Raw genomic sequence first — 24,627 nt, forward strand, 5'->3', positions numbered from 1 at the left:
GTGAATCACTTCAGGACATAGGTGATATCATAGCCGCTGCGTTTGAAGCGGGTCTTCAGCAGCGTGCCGTCCGCCGCATACCAAAGATCGCGTTCCACATCGCCCTCGATGCGGTGATGGGCGGCCTCCAGCGCCTTGCCGCCGGCTTCCACCGTCTCCGCCCCGACCTTGCGCGCCGCCACCTTGTAGGGCGCCGCATCGATCACCGACAGCAACTCCCTGTGCTTCAGCACATCCGGCGTCCACAGGGTCAGCGGCAGGACGCCGGCCGGCACCTGCTGGACCTTGCCGTCCACCGTCAGGCGATAGCCGCCGGCATCGCGCGCCATCTCGATCTTGTGCGGCGTGCCGTCATCGTCGGTGGTGGCGGTCATCGATTCGAGCACCGCGCCCTTCCACATCTCCTCCCGCTTGTGGTCGTAGCGGAAGTTGATGAACAGCACCTTCACCCGCGTGGTGGCGGTGACGGTGACCCTGGTGCGGTCGCCCCCCTGGGGCTCGATCTTCACCTGCTCGCTGCCGATGGGATCCTCGCCCATCAGGATCTGGTAATTCAGCGTGCGTGCCGCACCCTGCGCGCAGGCGGAGCCTGGCAGGCCGGTCAGCAAGGTGGCCGCCATCAGGGCAGCCGACAGGGTGGCGCATTTCGTGCGCGTCGTCGTCATGTGGGTTTCCTCCCGGTTGGTCTTTCTGGCGGCTCTTCCGGCCTGCTCAGTCGTCCAGCAACTGCGCCAGCTTCATCGCGACGCCCATCGAGCCCTCGACCTTCAGCTTGCCCATGGTGAAGGCCAGCATCGGGTTCAGCTTGCCGTTGATCAGCTTCTGCAGGTTCTCCGGCGAGATGCGGATGGTGCAGTCGGCCTCGGCATCCTCGCGGCTGATGCTGATCGGGCTGGCACGGCCATCGACCCGGATCACCTCGCCCTCCTTGCCCAGCAGGAAGCGGACCGAGGCGTTGAGCGAGCGCAGATCGCCGCTGCGGCTGCGCAGTTCCTGCAGAATGTCGTCGACCATGAAAGCGTGCCCTCAGGATTGTTCGTAGGACTGGCCTTGACAGTAGGCGCGCATTACGTTTACGTCAACGTCATAACGAAAGCGTTTCAGACGCCCGACGCCCCGTTTGCCGCCTTTTGGTGCAGGCTGCCAGGCGATCCGGAACGCGCCACCGCCAAGGGGAGCGAACCATGCCCGAGCCGCTTGCGCAGAGCGCCAACCTGCCCACCGCAGCCGTAGACGTTGCCGCCGATGATGCCGCCCATCCCTGGCTGACGCACTATCCGAACGGGATCGCCTGGGACCAGCAGTTCACGCCGATGCCGCTGCACATGCTGTTCGAAGAGGCGGCCGGGCGCTATGCTGATCGTCCCTGCCTGGACTTCCTGGGCCGCCGCTACAGCTATGCCGAGGTTCTGGATCTGGTGAACCGCGCCGCCCGCGGCTTCCAGGATCTCGGCGTCGGGCCGGGGGTGCGGGTGGGCCTGTGCCTGCCGAACTGCCCGACCTACGTCATCTCCTATTTTGCGGTGCTGAAGGCCGGCGGGACCGTCGTCAACTACAACCCGCTCTATGTCGAGCGGGAACTGGAGCACCAGATCACCAACTCGCAGACCGAGATCATGGTGACGCTGGACCTGAAGCAGATCTACCCGCGCGTCGCCGCGATGCTGGCGCGCACGCCGATGAAGCGCATCGTCGTCTGCCGCATGGCGACCATCCTGCCGGCGGTGAAGAAGGCGCTGTTCAGCGTGCTGAAGCGCGGCGAACTTGCCGCCGTGCCGCGCGACGACCGCCATGTCGACTTCAACAGCCTGCTGGCCAATGACGGCAAACTGCGTCCGGTGCGCATCGACGGGCTGCGCGACGTCGCCGTGCTGCAATACACCGGCGGCACCACCGGCGTGCCGAAGGGCGCGATGCTGACCCACCACAACCTGCTGTCCAACGCCAGGCAGGTGCAGGCCTGGTTCCCCACCGTGGCGCTGGGCCAGGAGCGCATGCTCGCCGTGCTGCCCTTCTTCCATGTCTTCGCCATGACGGTGGTGCTGAACATGGGGCTGGCCTGCGGTGCGGAACTGATCATGCTGCCGCGGTTCGAGACCGAGCAGGTCCTGAAGACCATCGCCAAGCGCAAGCCGACTCTCGTCCCCGGCGTGCCCACCATGTACAAGGCGCTGCTGGGCCACCCGCAGGTCGCCCGCTATCCGATGACCTCGATCCGCTACTGCATCTCCGGCGGCGCGCCGCTGCCGATGGAACTGAAGCGCCAGTTCGAGACGGCGACCGGCTGCGTGCTGATCGAAGGCTACGGCCTGTCGGAAGCCTCGCCGGTCTGCGCCGCCAACCCGCTGAGCGGCGTCAACAAGGAAGGGTCCATCGGCCTGCCGCTGCCCGGCATCTCCATCGAGATCCGCGATCTGGAAGACCCGACCCGCAGGCTCGGCATCGGCGAGAAGGGCCAGGTGGCGATTGCCGGCCCCAACGTGATGGCCGGCTATTGGGGCCGGGCGGAGGAGAGCGACCGCACCGTGATCGACGGCTTCCTGCTGACCGGCGATGTCGGGACGATGGATGAGGACGGCTACGTCTTCCTGCTCGACCGCTTGAAGGACCTGATCATCTGCAGCGGCTACAACGTCTATCCGCGCGTGATCGAGGAAGCGATCTACCAGCATCCCGACGTCGTTGCCGCCTGCGTCATCGGCCTTCCCGACGATTATCGCGGCCAGACGCCGAAAGCCTTCGTGCAGTTGAAGCCGGGCGCCAGCATGACGGTTGAGGCGCTGCGCGACTTCCTGCGCGACAAGATCTCCCGCATCGAGATGCCGACGGCCATCGAGTTCCGCGACGAGCTGCCCAAGACCGCCGTCGGCAAGCTGTCGAAGAAGGAGCTGATCGCCGAGGCTCAACAGGCCCTGTCGAACGGAGCATGACCCCAACTTCCAGCTGCGTTGCCACCATGACATGGACGTAAAGGGAAGCCTTATCACGCGACGGCAGCTGTGCTACCAAACGGAAGGCGCACTGTGCCGAACACGAACAAAAAGGCCTTCCCAGGGATGGAACAGCTCTACACGGTCAACCAGCTTGCGGAGGAGCTGGGCATCACTCCGCGGGCCCTGCGCTTTTACGAGGTCAAGGGACTGCTGGCGCCCAACCGCGTCGGCAACAACCGGGTCTATACGAAGCGCGACCGCGCCAGGCTGAAGCTCATCCTGCGGGGCAAGCGCCTGGGCTTCTCGCTGGCGGAAATCCGCGAATATCTCGACCTCTACAACGTCAATGGCGGGGTCGAGCAACAGAAGAACCTGTTGAAGCGCGTGCAGAAACGGCTGAAGGACCTCGCCCAGCAGCGCGAGGACTTGGAAACCACCGTGCAGGAACTGCGCGACATCGAAGAGCAGGTCAACAACACCCTGGCGGAGCAGAAGTCCGCCGTGAAGGACAGCTGACCGGCCGGGCGCCCCCAGGCGCTCCGGTCGGCCCTATGAGGGGGATCGGAGCATGATGGGACAGCAATGGCTGCGGGCGGCCTGCGATGCCCTCGGGGTGAAGGGCGCGACGAATGGCGGGACGGGAGACGGGGGATGAACCTGATCTTCCGCCTGCTGACGGTTGTCGTCGCCGCCATTGTCGCCGCATGGCGCGGCCGCCGCGCCGGGCTGCTGGATCCGTCGGCGCTGCGCTTCCGGGTCTGGCCGACCGACCTCGACATCAACCTGCACATGACCAACGCGCGCTATTTCAGCGTGATGGATCTGGGCCGCACCGACCTGATGATCCGGGTCGGGCTGGGGCCGGCGATCCTGCGCAACCGCTGGCAGCCGGTGCTGGGCGGAGCGACCATCCGCTACCGCCGCTCGCTGCGTCCGTTCCAGCGCTTCACCCTGGTCAGCCGGGTTCTGTGCTGGGACGACAAATACATCTTCATCGAACACCGCATGGAAACGCGGGGCGGGCTGGCGGCGCTGGCCGTCGTCCAGGGTGCTTTCGTCGACGCGACCGGCGTGGTCGCCCCGGCCGAGGTGCTGGCCGCACTCGGCACCACGGCGGCCTCCCCGCCGTTCCCCGATGCGGTCGCGGCTTTGCGCGGACAGGTCCTGTCCGCTGTTGCATGAGCCTTAACAAGAACACCATCCGAGAGGAGACACGTCATCATGAAGGTGCTGGTGCCCGTGAAGCGGGTCGTCGACTACAACGTCAAGATCCGGGTGAAGACCGACCAGTCCGGCGTCGAGACGTCGAACGTGAAGTTTTCGATGAACCCCTTCGACGAGATCGCCGTCGAAGAGGCGGTTCGTCTCAAGGAAGCCGGCAAGGCGACCGAGATCGTGGTGGTGTCCATCGGCCCGGCCCAGGCCCAGGAGACGCTGCGCACGGCGCTGGCCATGGGTGCCGACCGCGCCATCCTGGTGCAGACCGACGTGACGACCGAACCGCTGGCCGTCGCCAAGGTCCTCAAGGCGCTGGTCGAGAAGGAGGCCCCCAGCCTCGTCATCCTCGGCAAGCAGGCCATCGACGACGACTGCAACCAGACCGGCCAGATGCTGGCGGCGCTGCTCGGCTGGGGCCAGGGCACCTTCGCCTCGAAGATCGCCGCCGGTGACGGCACGGTCGCCGTGACGCGCGAGATCGACGGCGGGCTGGAGACGGTGAATCTCAAGCTGCCGGCGGTGGTCACCGCCGATTTGCGCCTGAACGAGCCGCGCTATGCCTCGCTGCCGAACATCATGAAGGCGAAGAAGAAGCCGCTGGAGACCGTCACGCCGGACAGCCTGGGCGTCGACGTCACGCCGCGGCTGAAGACGGTGAAGGTCGCCGAGCCGCCGAAGCGTCAGGCCGGCATCAAGGTACCGGACGTCGCCACGCTGGTCGACAAGCTCAAGACCGAAGCCCGCGTGATCTGAGGGGAATGAACTGACCATGGCCAACATTCTCGTCATCGCTGACCACGACGGCGTCTCGCTGAAGCCCGCCACGCTGAACGCCGTCACCGCCGCCGGCCAGATCTCCAAGGGGATCGGGGGCGATGTCCATATCCTGGTCGCCGGCAAGGGCGCGCGAGGTCCCGCCGAGGCAGCATCGAAGGTGGCCGGCGTCGCCAAGGTGCTGCTGGCCGACGATGCCGCCTACGAGCATCAGCTGCCGGAAGACGTCGCCCCGCTGGTGGTGTCGGTTACCAAGACTGGCTACGGCCATGTGCTGGCCGGCGCCACCTCGGTCGGCAAGAACCTCCTGCCGCGCGTCGCCGCACTGCTGGACGTCGCCGCCATCTCCGACATCACCGCCGTGGTCTCCGCCGATACGTTCGAGCGGCCGATCTACGCCGGCAACGCGATTGCCACCGTGCAGTCGGCCGATGCGGTCAAGGTGATCACCGTCCGCACCACCGCCTTCGAGACCGCAGCATCCGAAGGCGGTTCGGCCGCCGTCGAGCAGATCGCGGGTGCCGGTGCCGCCGGGCTGTCGAGCTTCGTCTCGGCCGAGCTGACCAAGTCGGAGCGTCCGGAGCTGACCGCCGCCCGCGTGGTGGTGTCGGGCGGGCGCGGCATGCAGTCGGGCGAGAACTTCCCGCTGCTGGAGGCCCTGGCCGACAAGCTGGGTGCCGCGGTCGGTGCGTCGCGCGCCGCCGTGGACGCGGGTTTCGTGCCGAACGACTATCAGGTCGGGCAAACCGGCAAGATCGTGGCGCCGGAGCTGTACATCGCCGTCGGCATCTCGGGTGCGATCCAGCATCTGGCCGGCATGAAGGACAGCAAGGTCATCGTCGCGATCAACAAGGATGAGGAAGCGCCCATCTTCCAGGTCGCCGATTACGGCCTCGTCGCGGACCTCTTCAAGGCCGTGCCGGAGCTCCAGCAAGCGCTGTGACCGAAGGGCCGGGCCTTCCGCTCGGGAAGCCCGGCCGCTTCGCGCTTGCCGCGGCGGGCCGGCTGTTCTATCGCTGGCGGAAGAGAAACCCGACAGCGGCAGGACGCCATGAGCATCGACGGCATCACCGGACTGGACCATCTGGTCATCGCGACCCGCGACCTGGACGCGGCGCGCGACGCCTACGCCCGGCTTGGCTTCACCGTGACGCCGCGCGGCCACCACACCCAGTTGAAGTCGGCCAACCACACCATCCTGTTCCCGACCGGCACCTATCTGGAGTTGCTAGGCATCGAGGAACAGAGGCCGGTCAACGCCCATTACTCCGCCTTCCTGCGTCAGCGCGAGGGCATCGCCGCCATTGCACTGAAGACGCCGGACGCCCGCGCCGCCGTCGGGCCGCTGACCGCCGCCGGCTTCCCGGTGTCGGATCCCGTCGATTTCGGCCGGCCGGTGGAGTTGCCGGGCGGCAGCCGCGATGCAACCTTCACCATCACCCAGATCGACCCGGCCACGACCCCGGCCGGCCGAATCTTCCTATGCCAGCACCACACGCCCGATCTGGTCTGGCGTCCCGACCAGCTGGAGCATGCCAACAGCGCCACCGGGCTGGAGGCGCTGGTCATCGCCGCCGCCGATCCCGATGCGGTCGCCGCGACCTATGCCACACTGCTGGGCGGCACCGTCACCGTCCGCGGCTCCGCCCGCATGGTGGTGCCGGCCGGGTCCGGTGACGGTCAGGTGCCCGTTCTGGTCGCCACGCCCGACCGCCTGCATTGGGCCTGGACCGCCGATCCCGCCTTCGCCACGGCCACCCTGCCCTTCTTCGCCGGCTTCGTCGTGCGCGTCGCCGATCCGGTGAAGGCCCAGCAGGCGTTGCAGAAAAGCAAGTTCCCGACGGTGGTCGGAGAGGGCGTGATGCGGGTCGGATCGGGCAGCGCCTGCGGCGCCATGATCGCCTTCGCCCAGGGCTTCGACCTCGACAGCCTGATACCCTGAAATTCGCGACGATTTGCGCCGAATTGGGCATAGGTCCCGCTGAATTGCTTGTGTAGTGTCCGCCGACAGTTGCGCCCATGGATCGGGCGCGGACTGTGGAGATGCACATGACGACAGCGGGTCAGGCGATGGACGTGACGGGGGCTCCGGAGCAGGAGACCGGTTCCGTACCGGCGACGCCCGGCCCATCCTCCGCATCATCCTCCGTGCTCCCGCTTTTCGATGCCCTGCCCGTCGCCGCCCTGCTCCGCGAGCCCGACGGGCGGCTGAGCGGCAATCGCCGCTTTCTCGACCGCTACGGTAACACCGATGCCTTCACCGCCGACCTTTCCGATGCCGTCCCCGGCGACGAGCGGGACGTCAGCGTCCAGTCAGCTGGCGGCGAGCCCCGCGACCTGCTGGTCCGCGTCGGCGGTCCGCCCTGGATCGCGACGGTGGAGGACGTCACCGAGCAGCGCCGCACCGCCCGCGGACTGGAGCTGGCAACCGAGAATCTCGAAGAGGCCTGTCACACCGCCAAGCTCGGCTACTGGGAATACGGCATCCAGTCCGGCGAACTGGTGCTGAGCAACGCCGGGCTGGCGGTGCTGGGCCATGAGCGCGACCGCTTCGCCGGGGGATTCGACGGCCTGCTGGGCATCCTGCACCCCGACGACCGGCCGCGCTTCGGCAACATGCTGGAAAGTGTGGTCGGCAATCCCCAGCGCGTCTATGTCGAATACCGCGTCCACGACCGTGACGGCCGCGTCCGCTACGTCTCCGCCTCCTGCGCGCCGCGGCTGGATGCGCAGCAGCGGCTGACCCATGTCTTCGGCGTGCTTATGGACAGCACCGAGCGGGCGGAGGCCGCGGCCCAGCTCGAGGCCGCCAAGCTGCGCCTGGAGGAGGCCTACCGCACCGGCCATCTCGGCTATTGGGAGTATGGCATCCACAACGGCACTCTGGTGTGGAACCGCGAGGCCTTCGGCATCTACGGCCAGGATGCGGACCGGTTCGAGCCGACCTTCGACAATCTGCTGGGCATCCTGCATCCCGACGACCGCATGTCCTTCGGCAACATGCTGGAAAGCGTGATCGGCAACTCGCGCCGCGTCTATGTCGAATACCGGGTGATCGATCCGGCGGGAGAAATCCGCTACGTCTCCTCCTCCTGCGCACCGCGCTTCGATCTGGACGGGCGCCTGACCCACCTGTTCGGCGTCATGCTGGACACCACGGAGCGGGCGCGGGCCGCCGACGCCCTGCGCGCGGCCAAGGACCGGGTGGAGCAGGCCTATCGCGAGTTGCAGGCCGCCCAGGACAGTCTGGTCCAGACCGAGAAGATGGCATCCCTCGGCCAACTCGTCGCCGGCGTGGCGCACGAAGTGAACGGGCCGGTCGGCGTGGCGCTGACCACCGCCTCCCACCTGCTGAGCCGGGCGGAGGACGTGAAGCGCCAGTTCGCCGCCAGCGCCCTGACCCGCTCGGCCCTGGCCGGCTTCCTGGAGGTGGCGCAGGAGGCCGGGCAACTGCTGGTCGGCAACACCGAACGCATCGCCGCGCTGGTCCACATGTTCAAGCAGGTGGCGGCCGACCAGACCGGAGACGAGCGCCGCACCTTCTACCTGCGCGAATACACCGAGGACGTGCTGCTGAGCCTGCACACACAGATCGGCTCCTCCGGCCACCGGGTGGAGCTGGCCTGTCCGGAGGCGCTGCAACTGGAAAGCTTCCCCGGCGCCTTCGCCCGCGTGCTGACACATCTGGTGCGCAATTCGCTGACGCATGCCTTCCGGCCGGAGCAGAGCGGACGTATCACCATCGACATCCATGCCGACGGCGACGACTGGATCGAGGTGGTTCACAGCGATGACGGGCAAGGGATCCTGGAAGCAGACCTGCCCCGGATATTCGACCCCTTCTTCACCACCGCGCGCCATGCCGGATGCGTCGGGCTGGGACTGCACATCGCCTACAATCTGGCGACACAGACGCTCGGCGGCCAGTTGAGCGTCCGCAACAGCCCCAGCCACGGCGCCGTCTTCACCCTGCGGGTGCCGCGACAGGCACCGGATCTCGGCTGATCCCGGCTGCCGCCCGCCGCCGGTCAGGCGACGGTCTGGCGTTCGCGCCGCAGCGGTTCCAGCGCCTCGGCCACCGCGCGGCGCAGATCCGCGGCGATCACCGGCTTGTGCATCACGCGGAAATTGCCGGCCTCCGCCTCCTGCGCGCGGGCGGGGGCGGTGTCGCCGGTGACGAGGATGCCCGGCAGGATGCGGCCCAAGGCCAGCCGCACCTCGCGGATGGCCTCCGTTCCGGTGCGGCCGTCGCGCAGGCGGTAATCGGCGACGATCAGGTCGGGCGCCGGCCCGCGGTTGGCGAGGTCCAGGGCCTCGGCGCAGGATTCGGCCGCCATGACGCCATAGCCCCACTCGGCCAGCATGGCCCGCAGCCCTTCACGGACGATCATGTCATCCTCGATCACCAGCACCGTCGTGGCGAAAGCCGGACAGGGAGAGCATGGAGCGGGGGCCGGTTTCGCCGCCGGGGGATCGGCAACGGGAAGCTCGACCGCAAAGACCGACCCTTCTCCGGGTGTCGACCGCACCGTCACCTGATGGCCCAGCATGACCGACAGCCGCCGCACCACCGCCAGCCCAAGTCCCAGCCCCTGGTCGCGGTTGCGGCTGGCGTTGCCGACCTGCACGAACTCCTGGAAGATGTCCTCCTGTTGGTCGGCGGGAATGCCGATGCCGGTGTCCCACACCTCTATGCGCAGCATGTGGCCGCGGCGGCGGCAGCCGATCAGGATGCGGCCCCTGTCGGTGTAGCGCAGGGCGTTTTCCACCAGATTCTGCAGGATGCGGCCGAGCAGCATCGGGTCGCTGCGCACATGGATGCTGCTCGGCACGATGTGCAGGAGCAGTCCCTTCTGGACGGCGACCGGCCGGCTGTTGGCGGCGACGCGGTCCATCACCTCCGCCAGCGCGAAGACCTCGACCTCCGGCACCACCGCGCCCGCCTCCAGCCGGGAGACGTCCAGCAGTCCGTCGAGCAGCATCTTCAAGGCGCCGAGCGCCCGCTCCATCGTGCCCAGGACATTGCGGGTCATCGGGTCGCTGACGCGGCTCGACAGCACCTCCATCAGCAGCATCAGCGACTGCACCGGCTGGCGCAGATCGTGGCTGGCGGCGGCCAGGAACTTGGACTTGGCGACATTCGCCCGGTCGGCCTCCCGCCTCGCATCGGTCAGCGCCGCCTGGGCACGCTTGTGTTCGGAGATGTCGCGGACGGTGGCGATCAGGCTGACCAGCCGGTTGTCATGATCGCGGACCGGCGACGCGCTCAGCTCCAGGCAGCGCGGCCCTTTCGGGTCCGCCCCCTCCCCGTCCGGGTCGGACCGGGTCAGTTCCACCCGCGCATCGCGTCCGACGACGATGGCGTCGCGCAAGGGCTGCAAGGCAGCACGGTCCCTGGTCGCCCGTTCCAGCGCGGTCAGGGCGCCGCTGCCCATCAGGGCGGAAATCGGCGCACCCAGCAACTGTTCGAGCGCCGGATTGACATAGACGATGGGCATGCCCGGCTGGGTAGCGTCGGCGATCATGATGCCGTCGTTGCTCCAGGCCAGCGCCCGGTTGCGCACGCGCAGCGCCCGGTCGGTGTGGCGGCGCCATTGCAACTCGACAATGAAGGCGATGACGAACAGCAGGATCACCACCGTGGTGGCGACCGCCCAGCCGATGTAGAGGCGGGCATTGTCGCGCCAGGGACCGAACACGGTCTCCACCGATTCACCGACGATGGCGACCACCGGATAGTCGGGCGCCGACCGGAAGGCGGTGATCCGCTCCACCCCGTCGACCGGACTGACCATGCGGATGTGGCCGACGGGTTGCTGCCTGATCGCCTGCCACAGTTCTGTGTTGGTGGTTCCCCGCCCCGTGACGCTGGTGGCCCCCGCGTTGCGGGCGATGATGACGCCGTCCGTCCGCAGCAGCGTCGCCGCACCGTCGGCCGGCAAGCCGAGCACGCGGTAGTAGCGGGCGAAGGATTCGACCGGAATGTCGGCGACCGCAATCCCGGCGAATGTGCCGTCGGCATTCTCCAGCCGGCGCGAAACCGGGATCAGCGGATCCTGCGTTTCGGACGATGCGTAGGGCATGCCGATCACCAGCCCGCGCGGCGCGGCGTCGCGGGCGATGCGGAACTCGTCGCGGTCGGTGATGGCACCCTGGAAGGTGGCCCGCCCCCCGCCCATGGTCAGCAGGCCCGAAGTGTCATAGACGCGAACCCCGACCACCAGGCCCTCTTCAAAGGCCCGCCGGGAATCCAGGCGCATGGAGCGGTTGCGCTCGGTGTTGGCGATCAGGTCCAGCAGCAGGTCGTCGACGCGGCGGAAGGTGGAGACCGCATGCTCCTCCACCAGACGGGCCACGACGGCGGTCTTCTCATGGGCGGTCAGGTCGAGCAAACGCTCTTCCCGATGGAGGCGGTCGAGCAGAATCCACCACAGGGCGGCGATGGCCAGCGCAACCGCCATGGCGGGCAGGACCAGACGCCCGCCGAAACCGGAAAAAAGCCAGAGCGCCCGCTTCACGTATACCCCGAACGCAGTGGATCGTCCGCCGGCCGTGTCCATCGCCAGGAAAGCGGACGCCCGCGGCAGGCGGACGCAAGCATGCCGCAACGCAGATGCCGACGCAACGCCGTAACCGGCAAGGTGGCACCGGTGGACAGTTGCTCCACCCATGCAGGCCACCCCCCAATTTCTCTCGTCTACAGCGTTCCGAGACACGCTCCGGCGCACCGGACCGCTGGGGCGCTGGGCATGCCCGGCGGCGCCAACCGCGCCGAAAAGCTGGCTTTGCCGCGCTGCCGCAGCCGGCTATACCGCCGCGATGAGCTTCGCACGCGCCATCGCCACCGTCGGCGGACTGACCCTGTTGAGCCGGCTGGCCGGCTTCGCACGCGACATTTTGACCGCGGCGGTGCTGGGCGCCGGCCCGGTGGCCGACGCCTTCTTCGTCGCGCTGAAGCTGCCCAACCTGTTCCGCCGACTGTTCGCGGAGGGCGCCTTCGGCGTCGCCTTCGTCCCGCTGTTCGCCGCTGAGCTTCAGACCCGCGGGCGCAGCGCCGCCATCCGTTTCGCGGAGGAAGCGCTGGCAATGTTGCTGGCCATGCTGCTGCCCTTCACGCTGGCGGCCATCGTCGCCATGCCCTGGTTGATGCACGGGCTCGCCCCCGGCTTCGTCGACGAACCGGCCAAGTTCGCCCTGGCGGTTGATATGGCGCGGCTGACCTTTCCCTACCTGGCGCTGATCTCGCTGGTGGCTCTGCTGGGCGGGGTTCTGAATGCGCTCGACCGTTTCGGACCGTTCGCCGCGGCGCCCATCGCCTTCAACCTGACGCTGGTGGCCGCCCTGCTGATCGCCCCGCGGCTGGGTCTGGAACCCGGCACCGCCATGGCGGCGGCGGTGACGCTGTCGGGGGTGGTCCAGGTCGCCTGGATGGCCTGGGCCTGCGCCAAGGCCGGGGTGGTGCTGACGCTGCGCCCGCCGCGGATGACGGAGGGGATGCGGCGGCTGTTCCGGCTGATCGGCCCGGGCGCCATCGGTGCCGGGGTCATGCAGATCAACCTGTTCCTGAACATCGTGCTCGCCTCGCTGCTGCCGTCGGGCGCGGTGTCGTTCCTCTATTATGCCGACCGGCTGAACCAGATGCCGCTGGGCGTCATCGGCATCGCCATCGGCACCGCCCTTCTGCCGGTGCTGGCCCGCCATGTCGCCGCCGGGGACGAGCGGATGGTCCGCCATTACCTAAGCCGCGCGCTGGAGTTCAGCCTGCTGCTCGGCCTCCCGGCCGCGGTGGCACTCGGCGTGGCGGGGACGCCCATCGTCGCCGTCCTGTTCCAGCGCGGCGCCTTCGGTCCGGAGGAGGCGCACGCCACGGCGATGGCGCTCGCCGCCTATGCCATCGGCATCCCGGCCTATGTGATCGTGAAGTCGCTGAACGCCGCCTTCTTCGCCCGCCACGACACGGTCACCCCGGTGCGCGTCGCCGTCATCGTGACGGTGGCGACCGCCCTGCTGGCTCTGGTTCTGATGCCCTGGCTGGGCCATGTCGGAATCGCGCTGTCCACCGGGCTGACGGCCTGGCTGGATGTCGCCCTGCTGGTGGCGGCGATGCGCAAGCGCAGCCTGTTCGACCTGGATGAGCGCCTGAAGCGCCGCGCGCCCCGGATCGCGGCGGCTGCGGCCGGCATGGGGGCCGCCCTTCTGGCGGGCGGGCATGTGCTGGCCCCCTGGCTGGACGCGCCTTCCACCGCAGTGCGGTTCCTGGCGCTGGCCTTGCTCGTCTCTGGCGGCGCTGCGGCTTTCGGCGCGCTGGCGACGCTGCTGGGCGGGGCCAATCCGGGAGACGTTAAAAGTATGCTGTCGAAATCCTCCTCCCCACAAGGGGCAGAGGAGACGGCACGTCATGGCTAGCCCCTCTTGACGACGGTCATAGGCAGTCGTACAAGCGGATCCACGTGGTGATTTGGTCGACCGGCTTGCGGGCCACGTAAAACAACCCGCTAAAAAGGTCCGAGCCGCGTCCGCGCCTCGACCCGATCGGTCGGGGCTTTTTTTGTTTGCGGCCGGCCTTGCCCCACCGGCGATCATCAGGGGAGAGTCGCGGAATGTCGCGCACCGATCATCGCAATCCGAACGTCACGGGGCTGCGCCCCCGCTCCAAGCTGGTCCATGGCGGCATCCGCCGCTCGCAGTTCGACGAAACCTGCGAGGCGCTGTACCAGACCTCCGGCTTCGTCTACGGCTCGGCGGAAGAGGCGGAGAACGCCTTCGCCAACGACGGCGCGCGCCACGTCTATTCCCGATTCCGCAACCCGACCTCGGCGATGTTCGAGGACCGGCTGGCCGAATATGAGGGTGCGGAATGGGCCTATGCCACCGCCAGCGGCATGGCCGCGGTGCATGGTGCCCTGATGAGCGGCCTGCGCACCGGCGACCGGGTGGTGGCTCCGCGGGCGCTCTTCATCTCCTGCTACTGGATCCTGAAGGATCTGTGTAGCCGCTACGGCATCGAAACGGTGTTCGTCGACGGCACCAACCTGGCGGAGTGGGAAGAGGCGCTGTCGAAGCCGGCCAAGGCGGTCTTCCTGGAAACCCCGTCCAACCCCGGGCTCGAGGTCGTCGATCTCCGGGCGGTCTGCGATCTCGCCCATAAGGCGGGCGCGGTGGTCGTCGTCGACAATGCCTTCGCCACGCCGGTGCTCCAGCGTCCGTTCGACTTCGGCGCCGACGTCATCATCTATTCGGCGACCAAGCACATCGACGGCCAAGGCCGCTGCCTGGGCGGCGTCATCCTGGCCAAGGACAAGAAATACGCCTCGGAGGTCATCCATCCCTTCCTGCGCAACACCGGGCCGACCATCTCCCCCTTCAATTCCTGGCTGCTGCTGAAGGGGATGGAGACGCTGGAGCTGCGCGTCCATGCCCAGTCGGCCGCCGGGCTCCAGGTCGCGGAGTTCCTGGAAAGCCACCCGAAGGTGGCCCAGGTGCTGTACCCGCTGCTGCCCAGCCACCCGCAATACGATCTGGTGCGCAAGCAGATGACCGGCGGCGGCAACATGCTGTCGGTCTTCCTCAAGGGTGGCAAGACCGAGGCGTTCAACACGCTGAACGGCCTGCGCATGGTGATGATCTCCAACAATCTGGGCGATTCGAAGAGCCTGATCACCCATCCCGCCACCACCACCCATTGCAAGCTTACGGATGAGGAGAAGGCCGCCGCCCGGATCGAACCCGGCCTGCTGCGCCTGTCCGTTGGTCTAGAGGATCCCCAGGACATCATGGAAGATCTCGACCGCGCGCTCGCCGAGGCGTAAAGATCGTGCCGGAACTTATGTTGCAGTGCAGCGTTGACCCTGCAGTCAGGTTCCGGCAACTATTTCTTCAGAGAGGCGACGCCCATGTCACGAGAGAATGCCGGCAATGGCCACCCCACCGACAGGCTGATGGCGGTGGCGGGCCAGCTCACCAAGACCGGCCTTCGCGGTGGCGAAATGGGCGTCGCGGCGGCGCAGACCATCGGATACCGCACCGCGATGATGACCGCGGCGCTGTCGAACCCCATCGACTTCGCCAATCCGGAATTCATCCGCATGGGTGCTGAAAAGGTGGAGGCGGCAGTGGAAGCCTTCCACGCCGTCGCCACCGGCATCGGCGAGTTCGGACAGGCCTGGATCACCATGATCACCAAGCAGACCCAGGCAGCCGCCACCACCATCGGCGGCCTCGCCAGTTGCAAGAACCCGGTAGAGATCATCGATGTCCAGCAGCGCCTGCTGGCGGATGTCGTCGATGCCGGCATCCATGCCAACCTGCGCCTGATCGAGGCGACGGCCTCCCTCGCCGCCGCCGGCATGAACCCCGCTTATCGCAAGGTGCGCGCCAACGCCCGCCGCCTTGCCCGCGAACAGGCCTGACCGATCAAACCACGTCCGCGGGAGCAAGACGGCAACAGCTGCCGTCATGCTCCACCTGGATGGTAGCGTGGCCGATGCCGAAGCGGTCCTTCAGCACCGTCGAGATGCCCAGCAGCAGCGCGTCGTCCTGCCCAATGCCTGGACGGACGAGATGGGCGGTCAGGGCGGTTTCGGTCGTGCTGATCGGCCATATGTGCAGGTCATGCACGGCGGTGACGCCGGGCAGTCCGGCCAGATAGCGCTCCACCCCCGTCCGGTCGACGCCGTCCGGCACCGCGCCCATCGCCAAGCGCACCGAATCACGCAGCAATCCCCAGGTGCCGCCAACGATGACCAGGGCGATGAGGATGCTGGTTACCGGATCCAGCCACAGCCAGCCGGTGAAGCGGATTAGCAGCGCCGCCACCACCACGCCCAGCGACACCGCCGCGTCGGCCGCCATGTGCAGATAGGCGCCGCGCAGATTGATGTCGTGCTTCTGCCCGCCCATGAACAGCCAGGCGGTCCAGCCATTGATGACGATTCCGACCGCCGCAACCACCATCACCGTCGTTTCTCCGACCGGTTCCGGATCGGCAAGGCGGTTGACCGCCTCCAGCAGGATGGCGCCGACGGCGATCAGCAGGATCATGGCATTCAGCAGCGATGCCAGGATCGAGGCGTTGCCGAAGCCGTAAGTATAGCGTCCCTGCGGAATTCGCCGCCCGAGCCACACCGCTCCCCAGGCCAGGAGCAGTCCCATCACGTCGCTGAGATTGTGCCCGGCGTCGGCGATCAGGGCGGTGGAGTTGGCGATCAGCCCATAGACCGCTTCCACCACCACGAAGCCGATGTTCAGCAGCGCCCCCAGAGCGAAAGAGCGGTCGTAGCGCACCGGCCCGTGATGGTGTTGATGGCCGGCATGGCCGTGATCGGAATGGCCGTGATCGGGGTTGTCATGCCCTGCATGATCATGGTCGAGGTTGGTCGAACCGCCATAGGAATGGCCGTGCGGCATGATGATGGGTCCCGTCGTCGGATTGTGCATCGCAGCGCACCGGAGTTTGGGCGCTCATGGTCCCTTGGACAAGCCCGACATGGAAGGCACGCCCCCTTGCACGGAACGGCGCAGTGCGCCTCTTGCGCAGATCCATCGCGGCGCCTAGCTTCGCGCGGTCACTCACGATCAACAGTGAACGAAGGAAATGGTCATGAAGGCGCGCGTCACCTGGGTGGACGGCAAGATGTTCGTCGGCGAATCCGGCAGCGGCCATGCCGTGGTGATGGATGGCGCCGTCGAAGCCGGTGGCCGCAACGCCGGCATCCGGCCGATGGAAATGCTGCTGATCGGCATGGGCGGCTGCACCTGCTTCGACGTGGTAATGATCCTGGAAAAGGGCCGCCAGCAGATCACCGACTGCGTCGCCGCCATCGAGGCGGAGCGGGCGGAAACCGACCCGAAGGTCTTCACCAAGATTCACGTCCACTTCACCGTGACCGGCCGCAAGCTGGATCCGGCGAAGGTCGAGCGCGCCATCGCCCTGTCGGCGGAAAAATACTGCTCGGCTTCCATCATGCTGGGCCAGACCGCGGCCATCACCCACGACTTCGACGTGGTAGAGGCGCCGTAAGGAGGCGACTCCATAGCTTTTCAGTTGCATCCATACGCATGACTCGCGAAGGATCGGGCACCTGCTCCGAACTTTCGCGATCATCGCGTGCGCCCCTTCCTTATCGCTTTCCTTCTTCCAATGCTCACCTCCCCCGCTTTCGCCGGAGAGACAGGGGTCAGCCTGTCCGACTGGGGTGGGATCGGGCTGTTGCAGATGCCGAACGCCCGGATGGCGCCCGACGGGTCGATGAGCGGCGGGTTGACCGCGCTCGGCGATCTGCATCGCCATTACTCGATCTCGGCCCAGCTGCTGCCCTGGTTGGAGGTCACCGGCCGCAATAGCGCTTATCCCGGCTATTACGGCCTCAGCGAACCCGGCCTGGACCTGAAACTCCGCCTGCGGCGGGAGGATGAGCATGGGCCGGCAGTCGTGGTCGGCGGACGCGACGTCACCGGCTCGGGGTTGGACCTGCCGGGCAAGGGCCGCTTCGCCGGCGAATACCTCGCCCTGTCGCGCCGCTGGTGGGATGTGGACCTGACGCTGGGCATGGGTTGGGGGACGCTGGGAGAGGCCGGCCAGCTGCGCAACCCGCTGCGTTTTCTGGGCGGCCGGTTCCGCCGTGACCGCGACCCCTCCGCCTGGCCGATAACCCGCGGCCCCAAGGTATGGTTCAGCGGCGAGCGGGTGGCGCTGTTCGGCGGTGCCGAGTGGCATTTGCCGGTCGACGGTCTGAGCCTGAAGCTGGAATCCTCCGGCGACCACTTCCGCGCCCAGCGGCAGGATGAACCGGGCTTCGATCCCGGCAGCCGCTACAGCGTGGGCCTGTCCTGGCGTCCCACATCCTGGGCCGATCTGGGCGCGGCCTACGAGCAGGGACGCCGCTTGATGCTGCGGCTGTCGGTCCGCTTCGATCCGGCGGTGGATGCCGACAAACCCGACCGCCCTCCCCCTACCATCGGCCCGCGCCCCTCCGCCGGCTCGGCCTTGTCCGCCGATGCCATCGCCCTGGTGGCCCGCAGCCGGGGCCTTCCCGTCCGCTCGGCCCGGATCGAGGGAGAGCTGGCGACCCTGTGGCTCGACCCGGCCGGGAGCGGACGGATGCCGTTGGCACGCGAGGTCGGCGATGCCGCCCGCCTGCTTGCCGATCTCGCTCCGCCCGGAGTCGAACGGCTCCGCATCGTCACCGGCGCCATAGGTCTCGACGCGGCGGCCGTGACCTTGTTCCGCCGCGACCTGGAACGGGCCGCAAACCATCGCGGCAGCGCCGAGGAGATCTGGCAAACCACGCAACTTGCCCCGGCAGCCGAACCGCCGCCCGACTGGCACCCCTCCCTCGATCTCTCGACCCGGCTCGTCGCCACCTTCGATCTGGCGGAGCTGGGAACGCCATTGGCCCAACGCACCCACACGGACGTGATGCTGCGGGCGGAGCCGATGCGCGGGCTGGTGCTGGGCGGCGGGCTGCGCATCAACGCGCCGAGCGATCTGCAACTGCTGGACACCAATGCCCTGCCGGCGGAACAGCCCGTGCGCAGCGATCTGCCGCGTTACGCCGACCGTCGGATGTCGCTCGACCATGCCTATGGGGCTTGGCTCGCCCGCCCGGCGGATGGACTGACCACCCGGCTGTCCGCCGGCCATCTGGAGGAGATGTATGCCGGCATCGGTGCCGAGGCGCTGGTGCAGCCGCTCGCCGCCCGCTGGGCGCTGGGCCTCGACCTCAACCATGTGTGGAAGCGGCGGCCGGACAGCCTGCTCGGCTTCGACCGCACCGACGCCCGCGGCACCGGCCATGCCAGCGTCTATTGGGAATCGCCGGGGGCCGACACCACGACCGCGCTTCGGCTCGGCCGCTATCTCGGCGGCGACTGGGGTGGCACGGTGGAGGTGATGCGCCGCTTCGACGGCGGCATCGGCCTGAAAGCCCATGCCACCTGGACAGAAGGGCCGGACGGCGCGCAAAGCCGGTTCGGCGGAAGGATGGATTGGGGATTGGCGCTGGTGGTGCCCATCGCCGCTTCAGGCTGGCTTCCGGTCGGCGGCACGGTGGAGACGGCGGTGCGTACGCTGGGCCGCGATGCCGGGCAACGCCTGCAACAGCCGCTGCCGCTCTACGATCTCCGTGTGCCGGGAGGCGTCGGCCGCCTCGCCGGCACATGGGCGCGACTGCTCAACTAGATCAACGGATCGGCTTGCTGCCCGGTGTTACGACTGGATTGGCGGCCGGCGTTGTCGAAGAGTTGCGCGGGTCGAGCACCACCGTCGTCCATTGCCCCTGCGGGGTCATTGCGTTGGCGACATAGCGGTCCCCGTCCTTGCGGAAGTCGCGCACCGAGACATAGCCGGCGGCACTGAGCTGGTTGAGCAGCGTCGTCTGTTGCAGTTCGATCGGCTTCTGTCCCCGGCCGCGGCGTCCGGCGAGATCGGATGAGCTTCCTCCCGCGGAGCCGGTCAGGCTGGAAAGATCGCTGCCGGTGCTGCCCGAATGGTTCTGGCTCGAATAGGTGGAATAGCTTTGCGAATAGGTCTGCTGCGCCATCGCCACCGGAACCATAGCGACTGAGGCGGCCATTGCCGCCAGGATCAATCCGGTCTTCATCGGGTCCTCGCTCGTTGTCGTCCCCCATGGCCGGCGGGTGCCGGACCTCTCATCAAACGGAAACGCGCAGACAGCCCCGTTGTTGCATAAATGCCAGTCCGCACCAGCCCTGCGGCGCTACGATACTCCGGCCGATCAGATACAGGGAACATCGTGCCTACGGCGTTGTTCTGATCTTCGAATGCCGCCGCACCGGCTCTGCTTACCTTCACCCCGCCCCGACTTGCATGCCCAAGCAGAGGCCAGGAGATGGAGACGACGGGACGGCGGATGCGGCCACGACTTGTCTCATGCGTGACGCCGGCGGTCCTTGGTGACTATTCGGCCGAGCGAGGGAGGGTATGATGCTCTATTGGGCTCTCGTTTTCTTCGTCATCGCGCTGATCGCCGGCGCGCTCGGGTTCGGTGGAATTGCGTCGGCCAGTTCCGGTATCGCGCAAATCCTGTTCTTCCTGTTCCTGGTCCTGTTCGCCATCAGCCTGATCATGGGTCTGGTCCGGCGACGTTAGACAGGCTGCCGAACCGGCCGGCCTAAGGTTCCCGCGGTACGGAACCTCCTTCGGGCCGGCCGGTTGATCGCAGTATCTCCTGAGGCTGCAAGACTTTCTCCTCCAGAGATGCCGTCGGTGCAGCTATGCCCCGACATCGTCTCGATCGTCCCCGCCTCCGGCGGCGTCCGTAAGGGCGCCGCCGTTCTTTTTTGCTTGCGGTCTTCCATCCACGGCCGACTGCGACGGACAGAAGACGGACAGACATGGAAACGGGACGCCCGGCCACCGGGCGCCCCGCAGAAATCAACACATGCCGGAAGTTGACGAAGACGCGCCCGCCACGATCACGCGTTGGGCAATCAGGCGTCGGGCAATCAGGCGTCAGCCGCGTCCGACGGGCTTTCCCCTTCCATCAGCAGGCGGAGGGCGCGGCGGCCGCGCGACAGGCGCGACTTTACCGTGCCGATGGAAATGCCCAGGATGTCGGCCGCCTCGTTGTAGGAGATCCCTTCCAGCCCGATCAGCAGAACCACCTCGCGCTGCTCGTTCGGCAGCAGGGCCAGCGCCCGGCGGAGGTCGCGCAGCTCCATCCGCACAAACTGCGATCCCGGGGCGGCACCGATCGCGGCCTGCGCCTCCGCATCGATATCGACGACCGGCTGGCGGCGGCGCACACCGTTGATGTGCAGGTTGCGCAGGATGGTGAACAGCCAAGCCCGCAGGTTGGTGCCGGGGCGCCACAGATGCAGGCGCGACAGGGCGCGTTCAAGGCATTCCTGCACCAGATCGTCGGCCAGGGTGGCGTCGCGCACCATCGCACGGGCGAAGCGGCGCAGGCGCGGGATTTCCTCCTCGATCTGGCGGATCACCGCCGGGTCGGGCGGTGCGTTGGGGTCGGGGCGGAAATCGTCCTCCGCGGCGGCCTGGACAACCGTGTCGGCGGTGTCGGCACGATCAACATCGGTATCGACATCGGCCGGGGCTTCGTCGATTTCGGTGTTGGCTTCGGCCATCTCGGCCTCCGCATGGGCAGTCAAATGGGTCTCCATCCCGGCATCGGCTGTGTTTTGGTCAAGATATGTCGGCAGGCGGTCCGAACGGGTCCGGCCAACGGCCTCGGCGCCGAAGGGCACCGGCCCGGCCGGGACCAGCTGTCGGTGGCTCAAGGTGGTCGCGACGTGGTTCGCCATCGGTGAAACGATGCCTCCTTCAATGCCGTTCGCCACGGCTGCTCTCCGCGTCTTCATGCGGATGGCTTTGCCGGGGCCTCCGGCGCGACGGCCCCGGACAATGGATGGTCTCCGTCGTCCGGGGTCGTCGAATTCGCAGCCGATTATCTGGCCCGATCCGTACTTAATGAGCGCACAAAGGAGCTGCCAGTTGGGAAAAAGGCTAATGGGTCATACAATGGAGACAGCTAACCCCTAGAGTACCCCCGCTATCCCACACCAATCACCGTTAGGGCATTGGCTTAAAACATGGTCGTTCGTTATTTCTCCAATTCGATTGGAGGACGCATGACCAACGCGAAAAGAAAAAGACCGACCGACAGCAGTCGATCGGCCTATGTATTTTTTATTGGCGGCGCCACATCAACCTCTTACGGTGATGTATTCTCCGGCAGCCGCCCTTCCGTTTCGGCTTATGCCGCTATGCCTGGCACCCGGCCAATTGGGTGCGGCAGCGTCCTCCCTGAAAACTCTGCTTTTGACCTTTTGATGGTCTCCGAAAGCTCGAAGAAAATCATACAGGGGGGTCCGGTGGAAGACCACACGAACCTTTGCGGTACACCGTCCGCGTTTCGCGCTTCATCTCCCCTGCAGGGCAATGCCAGCCGGCGACCCCGCGGTGCGCGCATGTCGGCACTTGCCGCAGCAGTACTCCTGCCTTGCCTGCTGGCCTCGGCACCGGCCAGCGCCGGGATTGCAGAGAAAACGGTCGCCGCCCTGGAGGCGTTGGCCAACAAGGGCAGCGCGCGTGCCCAGTATGAACTGGCACAGCATTACGAACGTGCCGACGGGGTGAAGGCCGATCCGCGGCTGGCCTTATCGCTCTATTGCCGGGCTGCCCGCCAGGATTACTCCGATGCCGCGCTGATGGCCGGGCGCATGCACATGGCCGGCCTGGGCGGCGTGTCCAAGGACGCCGACCTCGGCCGTGCCTGGCTGCGCAAGGCCGCGGCACTGGGCAACGAGCAGGCGGAACGTCTGGTCGGAAGCGCCGGAGGCACGGTGAAGACGCCCGACCGCTGCGAGCCGCCCAATCTGCGCTGGGGCATCATCCGCAAGCCGCCGGCGGAAATCCGCGCGATGGTTCAGAAGATGGCGCCGACCTACGGCCTCGATCCCGATCTGGTACTCGCCGTCATCGCGGTGGAATCCGGCTATCGCGTCGATGTCGTCTCGAACAAGAACGCCCAGGGGCTGATGCAGCTGATCCCGGAGACGGCGGAGCGCTTCGGCGTGTCCGACCCGTTCAATGCGGAACAGAACATGCGCGGCGGCATGAAGTACCTGCGCTGGCTGCTGGCCTACTTCAACGGCAACGTCGCCTATGCGCTGGCGGGCTACAACGCCGGAGAAGGCGCCGTGCTGCAATACAAGGGCATCCCGCCCTACCGCGAGACGCAGGATTACGTGACCAAGATCCGCGGGATCTACGCACAGACCTATCACCCATTCAACCGCGACATCGTACAGTCGGCCGGCCTCGTCAGCAGCGCGCGAGAGGAAGTGGCCGAGCTGTCGCTTTCGACCAAGGCGCGCAGCAGCGGAAAACGATGAGAACGGAAGATTGCGACTCGGAAAAATGCGACTCGGGCGACTCGGGCAGCGCTTGGTTAACACTTTGGTTATAAACTGACGATTACCCTCGGGGAACGACGGATTTCGCAAGCGCTGGCGCCCTTCGGGACGCCTTCCCGCGTCACCCGCCAGTGTCTCACCCGCAACGTTTCATCCGAACGTTTCCCGAGGACCTGCCCGATGCCCATGGCCGCCGACGTCGACACCATCGAACGCACCTCCATCGTCGCCTACACCCTGCTGAACGAGCTTCATGAAGTCCTGGCCCTGCCCAAGGCTCCGGACGACGTCACGCTGGGCATCCTGATGGGCATGGCCATGTTCCTCGACGACAAGGTCGGTCCGATGCGCGCCAAGCGCCTGATGGCCGAGGCGCCGACCATCGTGCTGAAGACGGATGCCCACGTCACCGCCGACCAGACCCAGCGGATCATGCCGGTCCTGCGCGCCTTCGGCGATCACCTGAAGGAACTGCGCATGAAGGCGGAACGCCCGGTCACCGGCTCCGTCGGCTGACCGCAGCTGCCTCCCCGGTTGTTTCTTCGACAGCGGACCCGGCGCCAGCTCGGCGCCGGGTCCGTTGCGTCCATGGATTGTCAGACTGCTTGACCATCGGGTGAAATGGGCGGAAGCTTTGCGCCCATGGACTGGTTCACCGGGATCAGCATCGTCGCCATCGCGGCCGGCGTGACCGTCAGCCTTGTCGTGCTGGTGGCCGTCGGATCGATCCGCCGCAGCCAGAACGAGGCGGCGGCCCGCCAGTCCCAGCAAATCCGCAAGCTGACGGAGACGGTGGCGACCCTGTCCCAGCAGCAGCAGGCGGCGCAGACCCGCATCCAACAATTGACCGACGCAAACCGCAAGCTGTCCGACGAGCTGTCGGCCCTGGGCGAGCGGTTGAGCGATGCCGACACGGTCCAGCGTGTGGCCGGCACGGCGAGGCTTCTCCATTGACCGCAACCACCCGTCCCGATGCCGCCATGCCTGATGCCGGTCGCGAGCGCGACCGCTGGGCCGCCAGTGCCGATGCCTGGGACCGCTGGGCCGATCCGATGGCCGATCTGGCCGACAAGCTGAACCGCTCGCTGCTCGATGCGGCGGGGCTGGTCGAGGGGAACCGCCTGCTCGACCTTGCGTCGGGTGCGGGGGAGCCCGCCTTGAGCGCCGCGCGCCGGGCCGGTGCCGATGGGTTGGTGGTCGGAAGCGATCTGGTGCCAGGCATGATGGCCGGCGCCGTCCGCCGCGCCCGGAGCGTGGAGGGGCCGGCACCCGCCTTCACCGCCGCCGACATTACCACCCTGCCCTTCGCCGACGCCGCTTTCGACGGAGTAACCTGCCGCTTCGGCATCATGTTCGTGCCGGCGGTGGACTCTGCCCTGCGCGAGGTGCGGCGTGTCCTGCGTCCCGGTGGCAAGGCGGCCTTCATGGTGTGGGGAACGCGCGCCGGGAACGGCCTGTTCGCGGAGATCGGCGACGCGGTGGCCGACCATCTCGGCGACGATGGCAGCCTGGATCCGCTGTTCCGCTTCGCGGCACCGGACCTTCTGTCCGACCTGATGCGCGCCGCCGGCTTTGCAGAGACATCGGAAACAGAGCTGACCCCGGTGCGCAAGGCGCCGGCCAGCCAGCCCTTCTGGCGTGCCGCCCTCGACATGAGCTTCGGCCACCGGCTCGGCGGATTGACTGCGGAGCAGCGAAATGCGCTGGAGACCGACATCGCCCGTCGCTTCGACGCCAGGGCGGTGGACGGCATCGTGCCGGTGCCGTCGCATGCGCGGATCGTGGTCGGGGTGGCGGGTTAGCGCCG

The 24,627-nt window shown here is 67.3% G+C and carries 23 protein-coding genes and 1 riboswitch; of the genes, 17 read left to right on the forward strand and 6 right to left on the reverse strand.

The genetic code is table 11. The features are described from left to right. Nucleotides 1-5: 5 nt before the first annotated feature. Both ACWPN8_RS09770 and ACWPN8_RS09775 read right to left on the reverse strand, forming a co-directional pair. A complete protein-coding gene (locus ACWPN8_RS09770) occupies nucleotides 6-665 on the reverse strand; it encodes a DUF6134 family protein (RefSeq protein WP_492240641.1) in 660 nt (219 codons plus the stop codon). A 46-nt stretch (nucleotides 666-711) separates the two neighbouring features. Continuing rightward, nucleotides 712-1,014, reverse strand: a complete 303-nt coding sequence (locus ACWPN8_RS09775) for an SCP2 sterol-binding domain-containing protein (protein ID WP_174471972.1) — start codon at nucleotides 1,012-1,014, stop codon at nucleotides 712-714. A gap of 170 nt (nucleotides 1,015-1,184) precedes the next feature. Here ACWPN8_RS09775 and ACWPN8_RS09780 point away from each other — a divergent pair, with 170 nt between their 5' ends. The 7 genes from ACWPN8_RS09780 (at nucleotide 1,185) to ACWPN8_RS09810 (ending at nucleotide 8,930) form a co-directional block, all read left to right on the forward strand. Continuing rightward, a complete protein-coding gene (locus ACWPN8_RS09780; RefSeq protein WP_492240642.1) occupies nucleotides 1,185-2,930 on the forward strand; it encodes a long-chain-fatty-acid--CoA ligase in 1,746 nt (581 codons plus the stop codon). Nucleotides 2,931-3,056: 126 nt separating this feature from the next. Continuing rightward, nucleotides 3,057-3,449, forward strand: a complete 393-nt coding sequence (locus ACWPN8_RS09785; RefSeq protein ID WP_109445348.1) for a MerR family transcriptional regulator — start codon at nucleotides 3,057-3,059, stop codon at nucleotides 3,447-3,449. Nucleotides 3,450-3,584: 135 nt separating this feature from the next. Beyond that, nucleotides 3,585-4,115 (forward strand): thioesterase family protein, encoded by a 531-nt coding sequence (locus ACWPN8_RS09790; RefSeq protein ID WP_492240643.1) that lies wholly within the window; start codon nucleotides 3,585-3,587, stop codon nucleotides 4,113-4,115. Nucleotides 4,116-4,154: 39 nt separating this feature from the next. Continuing rightward, on the forward strand, nucleotides 4,155-4,904 hold the full coding sequence (locus ACWPN8_RS09795; protein ID WP_492240644.1) for an electron transfer flavoprotein subunit beta/FixA family protein: 750 nt from the start codon (nucleotides 4,155-4,157) through the stop codon (nucleotides 4,902-4,904). A 16-nt stretch (nucleotides 4,905-4,920) separates the two neighbouring features. Further along, nucleotides 4,921-5,868 carry an electron transfer flavoprotein subunit alpha/FixB family protein gene (locus ACWPN8_RS09800; RefSeq protein WP_492240645.1) on the forward strand — a complete coding sequence of 316 codons (948 nt, stop codon included), beginning with the start codon at nucleotides 4,921-4,923 and terminating at the stop codon, nucleotides 5,866-5,868. A 108-nt stretch (nucleotides 5,869-5,976) separates the two neighbouring features. Next, complete coding sequence (locus ACWPN8_RS09805) at nucleotides 5,977-6,867, forward strand: VOC family protein (protein ID WP_492240646.1); 891 nt, start codon at nucleotides 5,977-5,979, stop codon at nucleotides 6,865-6,867. Nucleotides 6,868-6,974: 107 nt separating this feature from the next. Beyond that, nucleotides 6,975-8,930 carry a PAS domain-containing sensor histidine kinase gene (locus ACWPN8_RS09810; protein WP_492240647.1) on the forward strand — a complete coding sequence of 652 codons (1,956 nt, stop codon included), beginning with the start codon at nucleotides 6,975-6,977 and terminating at the stop codon, nucleotides 8,928-8,930. 23 nt (nucleotides 8,931-8,953) lie between these two features. Here ACWPN8_RS09810 and ACWPN8_RS09815 read toward each other — a convergent pair whose 3' ends face one another. Next, the gene (locus ACWPN8_RS09815; RefSeq protein WP_492240648.1) at nucleotides 8,954-11,443 is read right to left on the reverse strand and encodes a hybrid sensor histidine kinase/response regulator; all 2,490 of its coding nucleotides are present in this window, start codon (nucleotides 11,441-11,443) and stop codon (nucleotides 8,954-8,956) included. 301 nt (nucleotides 11,444-11,744) lie between these two features. On the opposite strand from ACWPN8_RS09815, the gene murJ reads away from it, so the two are divergent. The 3 genes from murJ (at nucleotide 11,745) to ACWPN8_RS09830 (ending at nucleotide 15,334) form a co-directional block, all read left to right on the forward strand. Further along, complete coding sequence (murJ, locus tag ACWPN8_RS09820) at nucleotides 11,745-13,331, forward strand: murein biosynthesis integral membrane protein MurJ (RefSeq protein ID WP_492240649.1); 1,587 nt, start codon at nucleotides 11,745-11,747, stop codon at nucleotides 13,329-13,331. A 34-nt stretch (nucleotides 13,332-13,365) separates the two neighbouring features. Next, nucleotides 13,366-13,445, forward strand: a riboswitch (SAM riboswitch). An 80-nt stretch (nucleotides 13,446-13,525) separates the two neighbouring features. Then, nucleotides 13,526-14,734, forward strand: a complete 1,209-nt coding sequence (gene metZ, locus ACWPN8_RS09825) for an O-succinylhomoserine sulfhydrylase (RefSeq protein WP_109096782.1) — start codon at nucleotides 13,526-13,528, stop codon at nucleotides 14,732-14,734. Nucleotides 14,735-14,818: 84 nt separating this feature from the next. Further along, entirely contained in the window at nucleotides 14,819-15,334 is a 516-nt protein-coding gene (locus tag ACWPN8_RS09830; protein ID WP_109096783.1) for a phasin family protein, read from the forward strand. Nucleotides 15,335-15,338: 4 nt separating this feature from the next. On the opposite strand, the gene ACWPN8_RS09835 is transcribed toward ACWPN8_RS09830, so the two are convergent. Continuing rightward, complete coding sequence (locus tag ACWPN8_RS09835; RefSeq protein WP_492240650.1) at nucleotides 15,339-16,361, reverse strand: cation diffusion facilitator family transporter; 1,023 nt, start codon at nucleotides 16,359-16,361, stop codon at nucleotides 15,339-15,341. A gap of 163 nt (nucleotides 16,362-16,524) precedes the next feature. Between ACWPN8_RS09835 and ACWPN8_RS09840 the strand changes: the two genes are divergently transcribed. Together ACWPN8_RS09840 and ACWPN8_RS09845 are read left to right on the forward strand one after the other, a co-directional pair. Beyond that, entirely contained in the window at nucleotides 16,525-16,944 is a 420-nt protein-coding gene (locus ACWPN8_RS09840) for an OsmC family protein (protein WP_492240651.1), read from the forward strand. Nucleotides 16,945-17,064: 120 nt separating this feature from the next. Beyond that, complete coding sequence (locus ACWPN8_RS09845; protein ID WP_492240652.1) at nucleotides 17,065-19,104, forward strand: YjbH domain-containing protein; 2,040 nt, start codon at nucleotides 17,065-17,067, stop codon at nucleotides 19,102-19,104. A 1-nt stretch (nucleotide 19,105) separates the two neighbouring features. On the opposite strand, the gene ACWPN8_RS09850 is transcribed toward ACWPN8_RS09845, so the two are convergent. Continuing rightward, nucleotides 19,106-19,525, reverse strand: coding sequence for a hypothetical protein (locus ACWPN8_RS09850; RefSeq protein ID WP_492240653.1), 420 nt, complete (start codon nucleotides 19,523-19,525; stop codon nucleotides 19,106-19,108). Between the two features lie 344 nt (nucleotides 19,526-19,869). Here ACWPN8_RS09850 and ACWPN8_RS09855 point away from each other — a divergent pair, with 344 nt between their 5' ends. Beyond that, a complete protein-coding gene (locus ACWPN8_RS09855) occupies nucleotides 19,870-20,034 on the forward strand; it encodes a DUF1328 domain-containing protein (protein WP_042689062.1) in 165 nt (54 codons plus the stop codon). Nucleotides 20,035-20,390: 356 nt separating this feature from the next. Here ACWPN8_RS09855 and ACWPN8_RS09860 read toward each other — a convergent pair whose 3' ends face one another. Continuing rightward, nucleotides 20,391-21,206, reverse strand: a complete 816-nt coding sequence (locus tag ACWPN8_RS09860; protein ID WP_492240654.1) for an RNA polymerase sigma factor — start codon at nucleotides 21,204-21,206, stop codon at nucleotides 20,391-20,393. 666 nt (nucleotides 21,207-21,872) lie between these two features. On the opposite strand from ACWPN8_RS09860, the gene ACWPN8_RS09865 reads away from it, so the two are divergent. The 4 genes from ACWPN8_RS09865 to ACWPN8_RS09880 all read left to right on the forward strand — a co-directional run bounded on the left by ACWPN8_RS09865 (nucleotide 21,873) and on the right by ACWPN8_RS09880 (nucleotide 24,622). Continuing rightward, nucleotides 21,873-22,799: a lytic transglycosylase domain-containing protein gene (locus ACWPN8_RS09865; protein WP_492240655.1), complete on the forward strand. Its 927-nt coding sequence runs from the start codon at nucleotides 21,873-21,875 to the stop codon at nucleotides 22,797-22,799. 201 nt (nucleotides 22,800-23,000) lie between these two features. Further along, complete coding sequence (locus tag ACWPN8_RS09870; protein ID WP_109096787.1) at nucleotides 23,001-23,336, forward strand: hypothetical protein; 336 nt, start codon at nucleotides 23,001-23,003, stop codon at nucleotides 23,334-23,336. 126 nt (nucleotides 23,337-23,462) lie between these two features. Then, nucleotides 23,463-23,774: a hypothetical protein gene (locus tag ACWPN8_RS09875; protein WP_492240656.1), complete on the forward strand. Its 312-nt coding sequence runs from the start codon at nucleotides 23,463-23,465 to the stop codon at nucleotides 23,772-23,774. Continuing rightward, on the forward strand, nucleotides 23,771-24,622 hold the full coding sequence (locus tag ACWPN8_RS09880; RefSeq protein ID WP_492240657.1) for a methyltransferase domain-containing protein: 852 nt from the start codon (nucleotides 23,771-23,773) through the stop codon (nucleotides 24,620-24,622). Before ACWPN8_RS09875 ends, ACWPN8_RS09880 begins: the two co-directional genes overlap by 4 nt. Nucleotides 24,623-24,627 lie beyond the last annotated feature (5 nt).

The organism is Azospirillum sp. UENF 112521, assembly GCF_058780665.1.

Bases quoted from the DNA above. Each gene is read 5' to 3' on its own strand.
- ACWPN8_RS09770 (WP_492240641.1), bottom strand. From the start codon at position 665: ATGACGACGACGCGCACGAAATGCGCCACCCTGTCGGCTGCCCTGATG.
- ACWPN8_RS09775 (WP_174471972.1), bottom strand. From the start codon at position 1,014: ATGGTCGACGACATTCTGCAGGAACTGCGCAGCCGCAGCGGCGATCTG.
- ACWPN8_RS09780 (WP_492240642.1), top strand. From the start codon at position 1,185: ATGCCCGAGCCGCTTGCGCAGAGCGCCAACCTGCCCACCGCAGCCGTA.
- ACWPN8_RS09785 (WP_109445348.1), top strand. From the start codon at position 3,057: ATGGAACAGCTCTACACGGTCAACCAGCTTGCGGAGGAGCTGGGCATC.
- ACWPN8_RS09790 (WP_492240643.1), top strand. From the start codon at position 3,585: ATGAACCTGATCTTCCGCCTGCTGACGGTTGTCGTCGCCGCCATTGTC.
- ACWPN8_RS09795 (WP_492240644.1), top strand. From the start codon at position 4,155: ATGAAGGTGCTGGTGCCCGTGAAGCGGGTCGTCGACTACAACGTCAAG.
- ACWPN8_RS09800 (WP_492240645.1), top strand. From the start codon at position 4,921: ATGGCCAACATTCTCGTCATCGCTGACCACGACGGCGTCTCGCTGAAG.
- ACWPN8_RS09805 (WP_492240646.1), top strand. From the start codon at position 5,977: ATGAGCATCGACGGCATCACCGGACTGGACCATCTGGTCATCGCGACC.
- ACWPN8_RS09810 (WP_492240647.1), top strand. From the start codon at position 6,975: ATGACGACAGCGGGTCAGGCGATGGACGTGACGGGGGCTCCGGAGCAG.
- murJ (WP_492240649.1), top strand. From the start codon at position 11,745: ATGAGCTTCGCACGCGCCATCGCCACCGTCGGCGGACTGACCCTGTTG.
- metZ (WP_109096782.1), top strand. From the start codon at position 13,526: ATGTCGCGCACCGATCATCGCAATCCGAACGTCACGGGGCTGCGCCCC.
- ACWPN8_RS09830 (WP_109096783.1), top strand. From the start codon at position 14,819: ATGTCACGAGAGAATGCCGGCAATGGCCACCCCACCGACAGGCTGATG.
- ACWPN8_RS09835 (WP_492240650.1), bottom strand. From the start codon at position 16,361: ATGCACAATCCGACGACGGGACCCATCATCATGCCGCACGGCCATTCC.
- ACWPN8_RS09840 (WP_492240651.1), top strand. From the start codon at position 16,525: ATGAAGGCGCGCGTCACCTGGGTGGACGGCAAGATGTTCGTCGGCGAA.
- ACWPN8_RS09845 (WP_492240652.1), top strand. From the start codon at position 17,065: ATGCTCACCTCCCCCGCTTTCGCCGGAGAGACAGGGGTCAGCCTGTCC.
- ACWPN8_RS09850 (WP_492240653.1), bottom strand. From the start codon at position 19,525: ATGAAGACCGGATTGATCCTGGCGGCAATGGCCGCCTCAGTCGCTATG.
- ACWPN8_RS09855 (WP_042689062.1), top strand. From the start codon at position 19,870: ATGCTCTATTGGGCTCTCGTTTTCTTCGTCATCGCGCTGATCGCCGGC.
- ACWPN8_RS09860 (WP_492240654.1), bottom strand. From the start codon at position 21,206: ATGGCGAACCACGTCGCGACCACCTTGAGCCACCGACAGCTGGTCCCG.
- ACWPN8_RS09865 (WP_492240655.1), top strand. From the start codon at position 21,873: ATGTCGGCACTTGCCGCAGCAGTACTCCTGCCTTGCCTGCTGGCCTCG.
- ACWPN8_RS09870 (WP_109096787.1), top strand. From the start codon at position 23,001: ATGCCCATGGCCGCCGACGTCGACACCATCGAACGCACCTCCATCGTC.
- ACWPN8_RS09875 (WP_492240656.1), top strand. From the start codon at position 23,463: ATGGACTGGTTCACCGGGATCAGCATCGTCGCCATCGCGGCCGGCGTG.